We start from the raw sequence: 16,574 nt of genomic DNA, 5'->3' as shown, positions 1-16,574 counted from the left end.
GACGATCCACCTGCAACCATGAGCCGACTGGCGACGAAACGCGCCCTCCGCCTTCTGTTACCCCTCATGAACACTCCAAACTCGCTATTCGACGCGGCAGTAAGTGCGCGTCTCGACCAACCGAAAGTAACACCGCAAATGGCCTTATGACCACGTAGAAAATGAATCCAGCAAATAGTATGTTTCGTCAGAAGGGGTCTGCGGCGCGGTCCGACAGGCAGCTCACAGGCAGCCTCGGGACTGGTCATCCCGCAAACTTCCCCGATCGTGCCGATTTAGCAAAGTTCCGCACCTGGCCAGTAAAGTTCAGCCATGCGCCCGGATTTGGCCGCTGACATGCGCGAACGACGCTGTTCACAGCGTCGGCCCGGCTCGCGGGCACTCACGTCGCACACAGGTCGACGATTACGGAAAAGCTGGTGGCCCTGCCGAGGCCGAGTTAGCTGCAAACCGACCTGTGAGCCAGCTGAACCACCCCGTGGAGCGGGGTCGGCGGAGGGTGTCCAAAAGGTTGCTGGAGCTAAGTCACACCCGCCCCACCAGCACCACTTATTGACGAACCGGGTAATTGCGTTCCATACTCTAGGTATCTTTTGCGGCTCTTTTCATACCTATGGACGGGAAAACTGATGACGATGACACTGTGGGTGGTCTTGGCGGTCGTGGCGATCGCCGTGGTCGTCGGGTTGGCCATGGACGAGAAGACGTACTAGGTGCCTCGGGCGCCGCGAATTCGCCGCCAAGCTCCGCAGCAACGGGCGGTCGCGTTAGCCGGGCATGCCGAGCTTCAACGGTTTGACGTGCACGTATATTTGCCGACGGGCGCTGGCGCGTTTGCCAGTTTCTCCCAGGCAACCCATAGCCAACCGCACCATGACGCCCTGAACAGCGATCCCGAGTGTTTCACCTACGCAAAATTTCACCGATTAAACGGTTCGGGTTTAGCAAACCCGGATAGCTAGCTACTATCGCGCCGTGCACATGGGTCGGGCGCGTGGGGTCGCTGGCGCGCTGGTGAGCGCGGTCGTTCTGGTCGTGTCGGCGGGTACGGGGCTGGGCTCGGCCGAGCCGGCCGCAGTATCCCCGGACGATGGTGCGGGCGAGGCGGTCGCACCCCAGCTCAGCCTGACCAGCGTGGGGTCGGATTCGACGCTGGCGTTCTTCGGGGCGGAGGGCACGGCGTCGGTCACCATTCCCGTACCTCCTGGGCTGGTTCCGGCCTCGATCGACGCGGTCCTGGAGATCCCGGTGAACATGGCGAGCGGCGTCATGACCGTCACGCAGGATGATCGCGTCCTGTCCCGGGTGGACCTTCCCGTCGTCGATCGCACGCCGGTCTCCATCCCGCTGGCCGGTGCGTCGATCGTCGACAACGCGGTGACCGTGGTCCTGCGGACGTACCTCGCGCCGACCGATGGCTACTGCTTCGAGCCCACCAATCCGCTGCGACTGGCCGAGAGCAGCGTCCGCTACGACGGCGTCGAGGCGCCGCCGCAGGTCGTCGCCGACTTCCTGCCGCCCGTGCTGCAGCAGCTCGACGTCTACCTCCCCGAACGGCCATCGCGTACCGAGACCGACGCAGCGGTGCGGCTGGCGACCGCGGTCGTGGCCCGGTACGGCACGCAGCGCCCCAACGTCGTCGTGCTGCCCCTGCCCGCCGGCGCCACCGCACCCCCGGTGGCGTCACTGCCGCTGCAGCGCCAGGTGGTGATCCGCGAGGATCCCGGCACCGGCGTGACCCTGCTGCCCGGCAACGGGGTGCCTGCGCTGGCCATCACCGGACCGGCCGGCGAACTGACGAACCAGGCGCGCATGGTGTCGAGCAATCTGGGCCGGCTGGCGATCAGCTCCAAGGCCGTCGCGGGTCCGCTGCGCTCGAGCGCCCAACTGCCCCCCGACGACACCACGATCCGCCAGCTCGGCCAGCCGGGCGTCAACGCCACGGCCCTGACGCCGCAGGTCTCGATCGCGCTCGACCAGACCCGGCTGGGACGCTCCGCCCACGACGTGCGCGTCCGGCTGCGCGGCTCCTATACGCCGCTGCCCGCCTCGGTCGGCGGCCAGTTGGTCGCCGCCATCGCCGGCCAGACCGTCGACCGCTGGCCCGCCGATCCCTCGGGCGCCATCGACCGCTGGGTGGACGTGCCCGACCGCCTCCTGCAGCGCTACACCAACCTCGGGGTCGCGATGCAGATCAGTGGCAACACCGGGCACTGCGGTGACTTTCAGCCCGTGACGCTCACCATCGACGGCGACACCGCGGTGCAGAGCGTCCGGTCGACGCCCCCGCTGCCCGGTGGGTTCCAGTCGCTTCCGCAGGCGCTGATGCCGCGCCTGGAGATCGGCGTCGAGGACGGGTTCGACGACGCTCGGCGCGCGGTGAACATCCTCGTCGCCCTACAGCGCCTCAGCGCGTTGCCGATCGACACCGCGGTGACGAACCTGTCGGACGCCGCGGCCTCGGCCAACCCCGCGGTCCTGGTGAGCGCCGGCGGCTGGACCAATCCGCGGTTGAAGCTGCCGGTGTCGGTCGACGCGAATGCCCGGCTGACCGTCGGAAACCCCGATGGCACAGGCGATCCCGGCACGCTGACCCTCGACCCGGCGATGGCGTTCGGGTCGCTGCAGACGGTGCTCGACGGCGATCGCACCGTGCTGGTCGCCACGTCGAACGGCAACCCCGGACGGCTCGACGCACTGCTCGACTGGGTCAACGCCGACACCGCGCGGTGGTCCCAGGTCAAGGGCAGCGCGCTCATCGCCGCGACCGGTCACGATCCCGTCGCGTTCGGCGCCGGTGATCCCTTGCCCCCGCAGGCCGCCGCCTCCTCGGGGCACCGTGGCGTGCTGTACGGGGCGGCTGCCGCGGCCCTGGCCACGCTCGTCGCGGTCGGCGCCATCGTGGTTCTGCGCCGACGCCGACGGCCCGCGTGAGCACGGCGGTCAGTCCGGCGATCGCCCCGCCGCGGCGGCGAGCAGCGTTCGCAGGGTGGATCTATGCCCTGCACCCCACCTACCGCCTGGTGGCGCGGTGGGCCATCATCGCGATCGCGGCGTGCGTCGCGTTCCGTGCCAGCCTGTTCAGCCTCGCTGCAACGAGCCGCGCGGAGAGCCTGGGCGCCTACGTGTGGACCGTGCCGGCGGCGGCGATCCTGGTCGCCATCGGCGTGGCCCGTCGGCACCGGACCGAGCTGCCCATCCACGACCGCCAGACCGACGTCATCGTCGGCGTGATGGGCTTCGTGCTGGCCGTGCTGCTGCAGGGCGTCCTGATGCCGCGGTATGCGCTGTACTTCAACCTCCTTCGGCTCGACCTGCTGGCGATGTGGCTCTACGTCGTCTGCTGCTGCACCGTGCTGTTCGGACTGCGCCCGGTGATGCGCTTCGCGTGGGTGTGGGGATTCCTGCTGCTGGTGTTCCCGCTCCCCTATCAGCTGACGGTCGCCTCACTGGGCGGGGGTAACTTCGCGGCGGGCAGTGCCGCGTTGGTCATCGCGGGGGTCGGTACGGGAATTGCCGTGGGCCGCACCATTCGTCGCGGATTCTGGGGATCAGTGTTCGCGTGGATCGTGGGCTTCGCCGTCCTCATCCTCATCGACAGCACGTTCACCGATGCCCCACTCCAGGTCTATCAGGAGGTGCCCGCCCTGACCGCCATGGCCGTCGTCGGTCTGGCGATGTTCGCCGCCGCGCGGCGCGGCATGCCCAAGCAGGTTCTAGAGCGCAAGATCGAACCGCTTGCGGCCAAACAGGTGTGGTCGGGCATCCCGATGGTCGTCGGGGTCGCCGTGGTGCTGGCGACCCTGCCGTTGCCCGCCGACACGACGACGGCGGCGATCTCGCGCTCCAGCCCGGCGCCACTGGTACCCGGCCGTCCGCTCGTCACTCCCCCGACCTGGTCGACCGTCGCCACGCGAGACTTCAACGACGTGAACCGCCTGTACGGCGCGAAGGCGGTCCTCGTCCGGCAGACGATGGTGGCCGACACCGGAAGCTTTAGGTGGGACAAGCTGTCTCGGCCCCGAACCCTGGTGGTCGACAGCCTGATCAGTGAACGGCCCTTCTCCTTCGGCGTGTATCCCGGCCGGGTGCTCTACGGTCTGACGGGTGCCCGCTTCAGCGCACTGCGCCCCGTCAATCTCGGAATGGGCGTCACCGGCCAGCTGGCGTCCGTCGTCGACGACAAGCTGCTCATTACCTGGAATGCACTGCAATTCGCCTGGGGCAACGCCGATCTGGCCGAGCGTGTGACCATCTTCGCCGTCGACGACCACCGGCCGGATGCCCCCTTCCCGACGCCGTCGACCGACCTGACGTCGACGCTGCGCACCCTGCTGACCCTGCTCTTCCGCGGCAACGCCGTACTCGACGAGCGGACACCGACGTTCAAGGACGCCGACCTGCTGACCGGCTTCGGCCGTGCCCTGGTCGCCGCGCAGAGCCCGCCGGCGGCAGCGTCGTGACCGACCAACTCGAACGGCCGACGACACCCGCCACGGCGCAGGCGCCCGACACCGCGGCGGTGCGTCCCTCGCCGGCGACCGTGACCGTCGCCGAGCAGCACTGGATTCTGGACCGGGCGATCAACGGTCTGCGCGACGACAACCCGACGCGCTCGGCGTCGATCACCGTCACCCGTTGGCAGCGGGTCGCCCTGTGGACGATGCTCGTCGTCTCGGTGGTGTGTGCGATCTGGCAGCCCATGGTCACCGCGGTCGGGGTCATCGCCGTCTGCACGCTGGGCTATCTGCTGACCATGCTCGACCGGGTGCTGATCTTCCGCGAGGGACTCAATTCGCGGCCCATCGTGATCACCGACGAGGCGGCCAGGGCGCTGACCGACGACGAGCTCCCCCGCTACACCATCCTGGTGCCCGCATACGGGGAGCTCGAGGTGGTGGGCGACCTCATCGGCGCGATGGCCGCCCTGGAGTATCCGGAGGACAAGCTCCAGGTGCTCCTCTTGCTGGAGGCCGATGACGACGTCACGATCAGCGCCGCCCGCAATTGCGAGGATTCCGACGCGATCACGATCGTGCTGGTGCCGCCCGCCGAACCGCGCACCAAACCCAAGGCCTGCAACTACGGCCTGCACTTCGCGACCGGTGAGGTCGTCACGATCTTCGACGCCGAGGATCTCCCGGAGCCGCTGCAGCTGCGACGGGTCGTCGCCGCCTTCAAGGATCTGCCCGACACCGTCGCGTGCGTGCAGGCCAAGCTCGTCTATCACAACGGCCATCAGAATCTGCTCACGGCGTGGTTCACCGCGGAGTACGCGCTGTGGTTCGGGTATCTGCTGCCCGGCATGATGGGCAGCACGTCGGCAATTCCGTTGGGCGGCACGTCGAATCATCTCCGCCGCGACGTCCTGGAACGCATCGGGGCGTGGGATCCCTTCAACGTCACCGAGGACGCCGATCTCGGAATTCGCATCGCGGCCAACGGATATCGCACCGCCGTCATCGACTCGTCGACGCTGGAGGAGGCCAACAGCGACCCGATCAACTGGGTGCGACAACGCTCGCGGTGGTACAAGGGCTACCTGCAGACCTGGCTGGTACAGATCCGCCATCCCGCGCGGCTGCTGCGCACGATCGGCCCACGGAGCTTCCTGCGGTTCAACCTGGTGCTCGCCGGAACCCCGGTCATCGCGGTGCTGAACATGGCCTTCTGGCTCATCACGGCGGTGTGGTTCCTCGGCCAACCGGCGTTGGTGGAGGACGTCTTTCCGTGGTTCGTCTACTTCCCCGCCCTCATCGCCCTGGTCCTGGGCAATGCCGCGACGGTCTTCATGAACCTGATCGCGCTGCGGGAGGACGACCGCTCCGACCTGCTGACCGCCGCACTCACCGTGCCGGTGTTCTGGTTGATGATGAGCGTCGCCGCCACCAAGGGCATGTATCAGATGATTCGCAATCCGTCTTACTGGGAGAAGACCTTTCACGGTCTGGCGGCCAAACCCGACGCCGGTTCGGAAGGCGGCCCCGCCCCGTCATGACCCGACACACCGACCGGCGACTCAAGATCGGGGTGTGCTGCGCCTCGCTGCTGGGGTACCTCGTCGTCGGGTACTGGCTGCAGGTCCGTCACGGCTTCATCATCGGTGACTCGCTGGCCAGGGTGTCCGCCGCGCAGTCGGTGTTGTTCAGCCGCGACCCGCATCTGGCGGCCATCGGCTTCATCTTCACCCCGCTGACCGCGCTGGTCGAGATCCCGTGGATTGCGCTCAGCCCGTGGTGGCCGGACGTGACGGCGCGGGCGCTGTCGGGTAGCGCCATGTCGGCGCTGTTCATGGCCGGCGCGGTGCTGCAGATCCTCAGCGCGGGAATCGATCGCGGTCTGCCGCGGGCCTACTCGCTCGCCGTCGCCGTCCTCTTCGCCGTCAACCCGATGATCGTGTTCTACGGCTCCAACGGGATGAGCGAGGCGCCGTTCATCTTCTTCATGAGTTGGGCCGTGCGGCGGCTCATCCTGTGGATGGCCGACGACGACGTGCACCACCTCGTGACCGCGGGCGGCATCGCCATGGGGCTGGCCTATCTCACCCGCTACGACGCCGTGGCGTGCATCGCCGCCGCCGGCCTGGTGGTCGGGACCACCACCTATCTGCGGGCGCGGGCTCGACCGCGGCTGCGCCGGGCCCTGCTGGATCTGCTGATGGTCAGCGGCCCGGGCACGGCGGCGTTCCTCGGCTGGGCGGTGATCAGTTGGCTGATCACCGGAGAAGCGTTCGCGCAGTTCACCTCTCAGTACGGCAACGCCGCCATCCTCGAACAGTCCGGGCAGCAGGCACCGACCTTCGGCACCGGCGTCGGGTTCGCCCTCGCGTGCATCTTCCTGATGGCGCCGACCCTGCTGCCGATCGCGACGTGGGCACTGGTGCGCCGCCGGCGGCAGTCCCGCTGGCAGGTGCTGATCGTGCCGGTGGCGATCTTCGGCGCCGCGCTGACGTTTCAGGCTCTCAGTTACGCAACGGGATCGACGTTTCCGTTCCTGCGCTTCTACATCATCGCCGTCCCGCTGACGGCATTCCTGGCCGTGCTGGCCGTGCCTGACGGAATGCCCGCCGTGGTCAAGCGGCGCGGCAGGTATGCGCCACCGCCCAGGATTCCCGACCCGGGGCGGCACTCGCGGTTCGCCTATCTGCCGGTGCTGCTGGCGCTCGCGATCTGCGTGCCGTTCACGGCGTGGGGGATGAGCCTGCCGAAGTACGCTCCCCAGGAGTACGCGCTGGGGGCGGTCCTGTCCCCCGACCCCGACAGCACCAGCCCCCGCAAGGCGCTCGAGCGTCGCATCGCGGCGTCGTTCTCGACCGAACGCCAAATCGCGCGATACCTCGAGAACCTGCATCTGCCAGACAGTTCCGTCATCACCGACACGGTCTACGGCTTCGCGATACTGGCCGCCTCACCCCGTCCGCAGACCTTCGTGGTGCCCTCCGATCCGGACGTCACCGCCCTACTCAACGACCCCGTCGACAGCGGCATCCGCTACCTGCTGGCGGTCCCCCCGACCGGCCGGGGCCGCTCCGATGCCCTCAACCTGCGCTATCCGACGCTCTACGACACGGGTGCCGACATCGCGACGCTGGAGTTGGAGATTCCCAACGACGGTGACAGTCAACCCAATTGGCGACTCTACAAGGTGCTCGACCCAGCCCCGGAGAGCTGACGGCGCGGTGATCGACGGACTGGAGCGAGGGGAACGCTGAGATGATCCACCGATTCGAACGGGGCCGCCGACGACTGCTCGGCGCGTCGGTCGTGGGCAGCCTGCTCGTCACGGTGTTCACCGCGTGCGGGAGTGCCGACAGCCAGAGCCACCCCTCGGACGGGGTCGCGCTCATCGTCAAGACCACGACCAACCCGTACTTCGTGGAGATCCAACGGGGCGCACAGGAGCGCGCGGCGGCCGACGGCCTGCAACTGTCCGTGGCATCGGGTGACCGGGATGGCGACGTGGACGGTCAGATTCACGCCATCGACGCCGCGATCGAACGCGGTGACAAGGCCATCATGATCACGCCGAGCGGACAGGCGGTCGACGGCGCTCTCAAGCGCGCCCGCAGGGCGGGGATCTTCGTCGTCGCGCTGGACACCAGGCCCAACGACCCGGCGGCCGCCGACATCACCTATGCGACCGACAACTTCGAAGCGGGCAGGCTCATCGGAGCGTGGGCGGCCGAGAAGATGCGGGGCCAGCCGGTCGTCATCGCGATGCTCGACCTGTTCGTCAACCGCGCGGTGGAGTCCGACTTCAACCGCGACCAGGGATTCCTGGAGGGCATGGGCATCCCGCTGGCCGATCCGAGCCGCAACGGTGACGAAGCGCCGACCGGACCGTACCGGTACGGCACCTACCGAATCGCCTGCCACGAGGCCACCTTCGGCGCCGTGGACGGCGGCCGGGAGGCGATGCGGCGCTGTCTGCAGCAGGACCCCGACGTCGATCTGGTGTACACCATCAACGAGCCCGCCGCCCGTGGCGCCGCCGACGTGCTGGCCAGCGCCGGCCACCGCGCGACCATGGTCTCCGTCGACGGTGGGTGCCGTCCGGGGATGCAACTGGTCGCCTCCGGCGTCCTCGGGGCGACCGCCCAGCAGTACCCCCGCGAGATGGCCACGCGGGGCATCGATGCCATCGCCGCCTTCCTCAAGGACCAGACGCGACCCGTGCCGGACTACGGCGTCGACATGATCACCACCGGCGTCGCCCTGGTCACCGATGACCCCCAGCGCGGCGTCCCGAGCATCACCGTGGCCGACGGCCGGAAGAAGTGCTGGGGCAACGCGTCCTGACGTTCGTCTGACGCATGCCCCAGCGGCGCGATCGAGCCGTCAGCGGCGCGTTCCGTGGCGCGCGGTCATTTGCCAGGAGATTCCAAGGCAGTTACCGGCGAGTAGGAAATTCGGGCGCACGAGCAAACATATTTGGGAATATCAGGCTAATGGTATAAACCGCTCCAAAGTGCACGTTTAACCGATTCAGACCGGCCCCGGCAAATCTTTCATGGACAGATGCAGCAACGTTATAAAAGCGTTAAACTAACGGCGACGTCAAACCCGAAATGAACCCCAACACAGTGCCGGCCCGCGGTCTCGTAGACGCGGGCGGCTCGGTGCTGACCAGTGAGGTATGGACGTTGAAGCACAGTGAATTCGTCGGTCGCATCGGTGCCCTGGCCGTCGCCCTCGGTATCGGTACGGCGATCGCCGCACCCGCAGGCATCGCCTGGGCAAACCCCGATACGACGAGCGACTCGTCGTCGGCGAACAGTCAGAGCGGCGGTGCGTCGTCGTCGACGGCGGGCGGTCAGACCGCGTCGGAGGGCACCACCGCGCAGACTCCCGGCGGTACCGAATCCGCGCACGGCGGGGCCACCACCGGGTCCTCCACCGGGTCCTCGGCCACCACGCCCGCCACGTCCTCGCCCACCACCGGTTCGCCCAGCACCGGTTCGCCCAGCACCGGTTCGGCCAGCACCGTCGACGTGGCGCCCGGGGTGTCGGTGTCGTCCTCGGGCGGTGCCCACACCTCGAAGCACCGGCACGCCTCGACGACCAAGCAGGACAACGGCTCCGGTCGCACCGCGGACTCCGACTCCCCCACGGCCAAGACCGCGTCCACCAAGCCGACCACCAAGGTCGCGAATTCGGCTGTGGCGCAGGCGCCCAAAACCGCCGCAGCTGCCGCGCCGGACACCGCCCCGTCGGCCGCGACGACTGCGGTGAGCGTGGCGGCGACGACCGTGGCGACGACGCCGGTCGCACTGACCCCCGTCACCGCGAAGCCGGCTCCGGTCACGATCGCCACGATCGTGAGAAGACTCGTCACGCCGATGATCTCGTCGCTGCTCACCTCACTCGAGCGCGGGCTGGCCGATTCGCCGATCGGGTGGATGCTGCTCGCTGCCGCCCGCCGCGAGATCGGCATCCCGGACACCGCGACGGCCCCCACCGCGAGTGTCACCACGACCGCCAAGAGCCTCGCCGCGACCGCGGCGCTGAACACCGCGGTGAACGGGACCCCGACGGCCACGGCCGTCATCTCGACGACCGACCCGACGACGGGTGTGGTGAAGGGTCAGGTGGTCGGCTCCGACCCGGAGGGATCTGCGGTCTCCCTCACCCTGACTACCAAGCCCACCGCGGGAACACTCGTCTTCAATGCCAGCAGTGGCGCCTTCACCTACACCCCCACCACCGCGCAGCGCATCCAGGCGGGCGTCACCGGTCAGCCCACCACCATCGCCATGACGGTCACCGTCTCCGACGGGACCACGAAGGCACCCGTACAACTCGACATCCCCATCAGCGCCATCCCACTCGGGGTGCGCACCGACGTCCCGGGGACGAGCGGTGGCAGCGCCATCGCCGCGACGAATACCCGTGCCTACGTGACCAATCGGGATGCGGGCACCGTCACGGTGATCGACACCATCACCGGATCGGTGGTCGGCACGTTCGCCGCAGGCACCGCGCCCGACGGTCTCGCGGTCAAGCAGGACGGCACCCGGCTGTACGTGTCGAGCTCGACGGCGAACACGGTCACCGTGATCGACACCGCGACCGGCACGGTGAAGGCGACCATCGCCGTCACCGCTCCGGGCGATCCGACCATGTCGCCCACCGGCACGTCGGTGTACGTGCTGAACTCCGGCACGGCGTCGGTGACGCGGATCAGCACCGCGACGAACAAGGTGGCCGCGACCTACAAGCTCCCGCCGGGGTCCCGGGCAACCGGGATCGCCGCCAGCGCGGACAACACCAAGGTCTACGTCACCAGCGATGCCGGCGACGGCACCACCTCGGTGCTGGTCTTCTCGACCTCCTCGTCGGCGACGGCGGTCAAGATCGGCCAACTCGGCGGCGCCGCAACGAGTCTCACAGTCAGCCCGAACAACGCCACCGTGTACGTCGGCTCCGATGCCGGGACGCTCACCGTGATCGACGCCAAGACCCGCGCGGTCGTGCGGACCATCGCCGTCGGCGGCGTGCCCAGCAGCGTGGCGGTGAGCCGCGACGCGAGTGCCGTCGTGGTCACCGACGACACGGGCCGCGTCGCCGTCTTCGACGCGGCGTCCGGCGTCCTGCTCCACGACGTCACCACCCACCCGGCGTCGGGGACCGCAGCCCAGCAGGTGTCCGCGGTCAGCCCCGACGGCACCGAGCTCTACGTGACCGACCCGGGCGGCGGCACGGTGCGCATCGTCTCGCTGGTGCCGCCGAACACCCCTCCGAGTGTGGGCACGCCCGTCTCAGGCACCCCGGGCACGGCCACCGGCGCCGTCACCGGGAGCCTTGGGGCGACCGACGCCGACGGAGATCACCTGACCTACACCGTGACTGGCGCTCCCAGCCGGGGCAAGGTGACCGTGAATGCCGACGGTACCTTCACCTACACCCCCACCGCCGCGGCCCGTCACGCCGCCGCGCAGTCGGGCGGCGCCACCACCGACAGCTTCACCGTCACGGTGTCCGACGGGCGACGCGGCGTGGTGACCACCACGGTCCAGGTCGCCATCAGCCCGACCAACAAGGCGCCGACGGCGACGGCCACGGTCGGCACGCCCAACGGCGCCACCGGTGTGGTCACCGGCAGCGTCAAGGGAAGCGACGCCGACAAGGACACCGTCACCTACACGCCCGTCTCCGGACCCGCCAAGGGCACGGTAACCGTCACTGCCACAGGCACTTTCGTCTACACGCCGGATGCTGCGGCGCGGCACGCCGCGATGAAGCCCGGGGCGACGGCCGCCGACAAGCAGGACTCGTTCACCGTGGCAGTCGACGACGGCCACGGCGGCGTCGCGACCGTCGCGGTGACCGTCAAGATCGGCCCCGCCAACGCCGCGCCCACCGGAGGCAACGGCACGATCACCCAGGTCGATCCGAGAACTGGCGTCGTCACCGGCACGCTGTCGGCGACCGACGCCGACGGCGACACGCTCACCTACAAGGCATCCTCGCCGAAGAAGGGCACGCTCGTCGTCAACGCGGACGGCAGCTTCACCTACACGCCGTCGATCGCCGCCCGCGACGCGGCGTCGGCAGCCAACGCGGGTGCGGCCACGCAGTCCGAGGACATTCGCATCACCGTGACCGACGGCTACGGCGGCACCGCGACGTTCACCCTCTCGGCGCCCATTACTCCGTACCCTCCTGGCAACCGCCCGCCGGGCAACGGCCAGAACACCGTGACGAGCACGTCGTCGGCCTTGGGCACGGTCACCGGCGTCGTGAGCGCCGTCGACCCCGAGGGCGACCCGTTGACCTACACCGTGACGACCGGTCCGACGAAGGGCGTGCTGACGCTCGATGCGACGACGGGGGCCTACACCTACACCCCGACGGTCGACGCTCGCTACACCGCGCTGGCCACCCCCGGCGTCGACACCGACACGTTCACGGTGACCGTCAGCGACGGCCTGGGCGGCACCATGACGCAGGCGGTCTCGGTGACCATCGCGCCACCGTCGGCCACGGCGGTCGACCAGCGGCCGACGACCGTCGCGATCAACGCACCGGACTTCCTGCTGTACACCCAGGCGCAACTCAACACCGCCCTGGACGCCCTGCAGGCGACCGGCATCGACACCATCCGGGTGATGATCGCCTGGGCGTCGGTGCAACCCGTGCAGGGCTGGTCACTGGACTGGAGTGCGGTCGACCGGGTCATCAACACCGCGACGGCCAGGGGCATCACGGTGCTCGGCGTCCTGAACTCGACGCCGTACTGGGCGGTCACCCCGGGCACCCTGCCGGTGTCGGGCAGCCCCAACGACCCGGCACAGTTCGCCAAGTTCGCGGCCCTGGTCGCGGCCAGGTACAAGGGCAAGGTCGCCAGCTACGAGGTGTGGAACGAGCCGAACGGGTGGCAGTACTGGCAGCCGGGGCCGGACGCCAAGAAGTACACCGCGCTGCTGAAGGCGGCCTACACGGCGATCAAGGGCGCCGACCCCAATGCGCTGGTGGTCGCGGGGGCGCTCGGCTCGGTGATCGACTTCGGCAACTTCACCGAGAACCCGGTGCGCTTCGTCACCGAGATGTATGCCGCGGGCGCTGCCGGATACTTCGACGCGCTGTCGTTCCATCCGTATCTGTACAACAACCCGTTCTCGACGAGCGGCGGGAACCCCGAGTCCGCGCTCAGCCAGGTCAAGCGGATCTACCAGCTGATGGTCGCCAACGGCGATGGCAACAAGAAGATCTGGGCGACGGAGTACGGGCAGCCGGCGTCGGTGGTGTCGGAGGCGAACCAGGCGTCGTTCATCGGCGACTTCCTGCGCGCATGGCGCAACCTCCCTTTCGCGGGGCCCGCGTTCATCCACACCCTGGTCGACTGGAACAGCTCGGATCCCACGGAGGCCAGTTTCGGCATCTACCACAAGGATTGGACGCCGAAGCCCGCGGTGGCCGTCATCGAACAGGTGCTCTCGGAGAACGAGGCCATCGAGGCGGCCGCGGCAGCTGCGGCGCAGAAGGTGTAGGGCCGCAACGGCTTTCGACGTCAGGGCCGTCGGCCACCGACGGTCTGCGACGCCGCCGACACGCTCCTGGTGACGTCCTGCAGTCCCGCCTCGCGCAGGACCGCGGTGACCTCGTCGACGTCGAACAGCCGCAGCGGCGCCACCCGGGAGGCGGCGACGGCCAGTCGTCGCACCGGGGCGGGCCCCCTGACGCACGTCGTCAGGACCGCGATGCGACCGCCGGGTTTCAGCAGCCGGATCATCTCGCGCAACGCCCCGAGGGGGTCGTCCATCAGGTAGAGCGCGCCATAGCAACTCACGGCGTCGAACGTGGCGTCGCCGAACGGCAGGTCGACCGCGTCGGCCCGCACGTAGCCCACCGGGGTGCCGGGGACGGTGTCGTCGACCGCCCGGGCGAGCATCGTCGGGGAGCTGTCGACGCCGACCGCCAGCCCCTGCGCCCCGACGGCGTCGAGCAACGTTCGGGTGGTGTTGCCCGGACCGCAGGCGACGTCGAGGACCGTGTCCCCGGGACGGATGTCGAGCAGCCGTAGCTTGTGCCGGTCCTCCTGCGCGGTGGTGCGCGCGGTGAAGCCGCGGAACAGCACGGGCCGCCAGAGCCGTTCGTAGATCTTTGGCAGCGTCGCCGACCCCATCACGCGTTGCCCGGTGGTCTGCGGCACCGTGGCGTCACCCATGACGTCGAAGTAGCCGTCGACGTCGGAGGCGGGACGGTTCAGCAGGGCTCGGATGCGCCGGTCGGGCTGACCGGGCGCCGTCACTCCGAGGCGGCGGGGATGGACGCCGTGTTGGCTTCCTCGTCGGCGACCTGGTTGCGGTGCCGGGCGGTGGCGTCGTTGTCCGGGTTGTAGCCGGGATGCTGGTTGGTGCCGTCGAGGTCGGCGCGGATGGCCTCCTGCGCAGCCGGCGGCAGCGTGTGCATGATCTCGCGCACCCGCGCCTGACGACGCCCGACCGCCTTGCGCTCCGGCATGCCCGGGGTCGCATTCACCTGCGGCGGCACGCCCTCGATCTCCTCGGTACCACCATCGTGGTGACCCGCGTCGATCATGGCCTGCTCCTCGGCCATCGTCGACTCGTCCTTCTCCTCCGACATGCCGATCGGCCCGATCCGGCGACCGTTGAGGAACTGCTTGACCACCGGCTCATCGGAGGTCAACAGCACCTCGCGCGGACCGAACATCACCAGGTGCTTGCGGAACAGCATCCCCATGTTGTCGGGCACCGTACGGGCGATGTTGATGTTGTGCGTCACGATCAGGATCGTGCAGTCGATCTGAGCGTTGATGTCGATCAGCAACTGCGACAGATACGCCGTACGCACCGGGTCCAGACCCGAGTCCGGCTCGTCGCACAAGATGATCTGCGGATCCAGCACCAGCGAACGGGCCAGCCCGGCGCGCTTGCGCATACCACCGGAGATCTCCCCGGGGAACTTCGTCTCGTCCCCGGTGAGACCGACCAGGTCCAGCTTCTCCATCACGATCTGACGGATCTCGGATTCCTTCTTCTTCGTGTGCTCACGAAGTGGGAACGCGGTGTTGTCATACAGGCTCATCGACCCGAACAACGCACCGTCCTGAAACATGACGCCGAACAGGGTGCGGATCTCGTAGAGCTCCTTGGCCGAGCACTCGATGATGTTCGTGCCGTCGACGATGATCTTGCCGCGCTCGGGGCGCAGCAGACCGATCAGCGACTTCAAGAACACCGACTTGCCGGTACCGGACGGGCCCAGCAGCACGCTGACCTCCCCGGCCGGGAGGTCGAACGTGACGTCCTCCCAAATTCGCTGGGGCCCGAAGGACTTGGTCAGTCCCTCAACCTGAATACCGATGCCCACACGCGATCCTTCCGCCAGTGCAATGTGCTCGCCAACCAGCCACCCGCCTGTGGCTTGAGTCACTGTAGCCTACGCACAATTCTGGCAACACATCATTGCGAGCACCGGGCGCGTTTGCCAGCAGTCCCTCAAACGCCACACGGGGCCCGACCGTCTCCGGCCGGGCCCCGCGTGAACTGCGAACGACTACTTGACGGTGACCGATGCGCCGGCGGCCTCGAGCTTGGCCTTGGCGTCGTCGGCGGCCTCCTTGTTGACCTTCTCGAGCAGCGGCTTGGGGGCGCTGTCGACGAGGTCCTTGGCCTCCTTGAGGCCCAGGCCGGAGACGATCTCGCGGACGACCTTGATGACGCCGATCTTCTTGTCGCCGGCACCTTCGAGGATGACGTCGAATTCCGACTGCTCCTCGGCGGCTTCGGCGGGGGCGCCACCGGCGGGGCCCGCGGCGGCCACGGCGACCGGGGCGGCCGCGGTGACGTCGAAGGTCTCCTCGAACTGCTTCACGAACTCCGAGAGCTCCAGCAGGGTCATTTCCTTGAAGGCGTCGAGCAATTCGTCGGTGCTGAGCTTGGCCATGGTGGTGGTCCTTCCTTGTTACGTACGGGTGGTGGGGTGGTTCGGGTCAGGCGGCGGGCTCGGGCGAACCCTCTGCGGCCTTCTTTTCCTGCAGAGCTGCGGCCAGTCGGGCGATCTGAGACGCGGGAGCCGCGAACAGCGCTGCGGCCTGGCTCGTCTTGCCCTTCATGGCGCCGGCCAGCTTGGCCAGCAGCACCTCGCGCGACTCGAGGTCCGCGATGCGCTCGACTTCGGAGACGGTCAGCGCGTGACCGTCCATGTAGCCGCCCTTGATGACCAGTGCCTTGTTGTCCTTGGCAAAGGTCTTGATCGCCTTGGCGGCGTCGACCGGCTCACCGTTGATGAACGCGATCGCCGTGGGTCCGGCGAACAGCTCGTCGAGCCCTTCGATGCCGGCGTCGGACGCTGCCCGCTTGACCAGCGTGTTCTTGGCGACCGTGTAGGTGGCCGACTCGCCGAGCGACTTGCGCAGTGCGGCGAGGTTGGCGACCGTCAGTCCGCGGTACTCGGTGACGACGGTGGCCGTCGCCTCCTTGAACCGTTCGGCGATGTCGGCAACCGCGGTGGCCTTGTCAGCCTTGGCCATGCATGCCTCCTCGTGGATGATTTCGGGTGTCGTCACCGAATCACGTCGCGAGGGGCCCAGAGACGACGAACGCCCCGGCG

10 protein-coding genes are annotated in these 16,574 nt (G+C 68.5%); 6 read left to right on the top strand and 4 right to left on the bottom strand.

Annotation, left to right across the window (positions count from 1 at the left end; all coding sequences use genetic code 11):
- Positions 1-981: 981 nt before the first annotated feature.
- The 6 genes from G6N60_RS05345 (at position 982) to G6N60_RS05320 (ending at position 13,489) form a co-directional block, all read left to right on the top strand.
- Positions 982-2,934, top strand: coding sequence for a hypothetical protein (locus tag G6N60_RS05345; RefSeq protein WP_246241145.1), 1,953 nt, complete (start codon positions 982-984; stop codon positions 2,932-2,934).
- Positions 2,931-4,463 (top strand): hypothetical protein, encoded by a 1,533-nt coding sequence (locus tag G6N60_RS05340; RefSeq protein WP_246240338.1) that lies wholly within the window; start codon positions 2,931-2,933, stop codon positions 4,461-4,463. Before G6N60_RS05345 ends, G6N60_RS05340 begins: the two co-directional genes overlap by 4 nt.
- Before the next feature lie 59 nt (positions 4,464-4,522).
- Entirely contained in the window at positions 4,523-5,998 is a 1,476-nt protein-coding gene (locus G6N60_RS05335; protein WP_246241142.1) for a glycosyltransferase, read from the top strand.
- Entirely contained in the window at positions 5,995-7,671 is a 1,677-nt protein-coding gene (locus tag G6N60_RS05330) for a glycosyltransferase family protein (RefSeq protein WP_163733553.1), read from the top strand. The genes G6N60_RS05335 and G6N60_RS05330 overlap by 4 nt, the downstream gene beginning before the upstream one ends.
- A 41-nt stretch (positions 7,672-7,712) precedes the next feature.
- Positions 7,713-8,798: a substrate-binding domain-containing protein gene (locus G6N60_RS05325; RefSeq protein WP_163733549.1), complete on the top strand. Its 1,086-nt coding sequence runs from the start codon at positions 7,713-7,715 to the stop codon at positions 8,796-8,798.
- A 344-nt stretch (positions 8,799-9,142) separates the two neighbouring features.
- Positions 9,143-13,489 carry a cadherin-like domain-containing protein gene (locus G6N60_RS05320; protein WP_163733546.1) on the top strand — a complete coding sequence of 1,449 codons (4,347 nt, stop codon included), beginning with the start codon at positions 9,143-9,145 and terminating at the stop codon, positions 13,487-13,489.
- Positions 13,490-13,509: 20 nt separating this feature from the next.
- Here the strand turns inward: G6N60_RS05320 and G6N60_RS05315 are convergent, their stop codons facing one another.
- The 4 genes from G6N60_RS05315 to rplJ all read right to left on the bottom strand — a co-directional run bounded on the left by G6N60_RS05315 (position 13,510) and on the right by rplJ (position 16,494).
- Complete coding sequence (locus tag G6N60_RS05315; RefSeq protein WP_163733543.1) at positions 13,510-14,250, bottom strand: class I SAM-dependent methyltransferase; 741 nt, start codon at positions 14,248-14,250, stop codon at positions 13,510-13,512.
- Positions 14,247-15,332 (bottom strand): ABC transporter ATP-binding protein, encoded by a 1,086-nt coding sequence (locus G6N60_RS05310; protein WP_163733540.1) that lies wholly within the window; start codon positions 15,330-15,332, stop codon positions 14,247-14,249. Before G6N60_RS05310 ends, G6N60_RS05315 begins: the two co-directional genes overlap by 4 nt.
- Positions 15,333-15,518: 186 nt before the next feature.
- Positions 15,519-15,908, bottom strand: a complete 390-nt coding sequence (gene rplL / locus G6N60_RS05305; protein ID WP_163733537.1) for a 50S ribosomal protein L7/L12 — start codon at positions 15,906-15,908, stop codon at positions 15,519-15,521.
- Between the two features lie 46 nt (positions 15,909-15,954).
- Complete coding sequence (gene rplJ, locus G6N60_RS05300) at positions 15,955-16,494, bottom strand: 50S ribosomal protein L10 (RefSeq protein WP_163733534.1); 540 nt, start codon at positions 16,492-16,494, stop codon at positions 15,955-15,957.
- Positions 16,495-16,574: the final 80 nt, after the last annotated feature.

The organism is Mycolicibacterium madagascariense (assembly GCF_010729665.1).
Lineage (GTDB): Bacteria > Actinomycetota > Actinomycetes > Mycobacteriales > Mycobacteriaceae > Mycobacterium > Mycobacterium madagascariense.
This window is presented reverse-complemented; position numbering and strand designations above follow the sequence as displayed.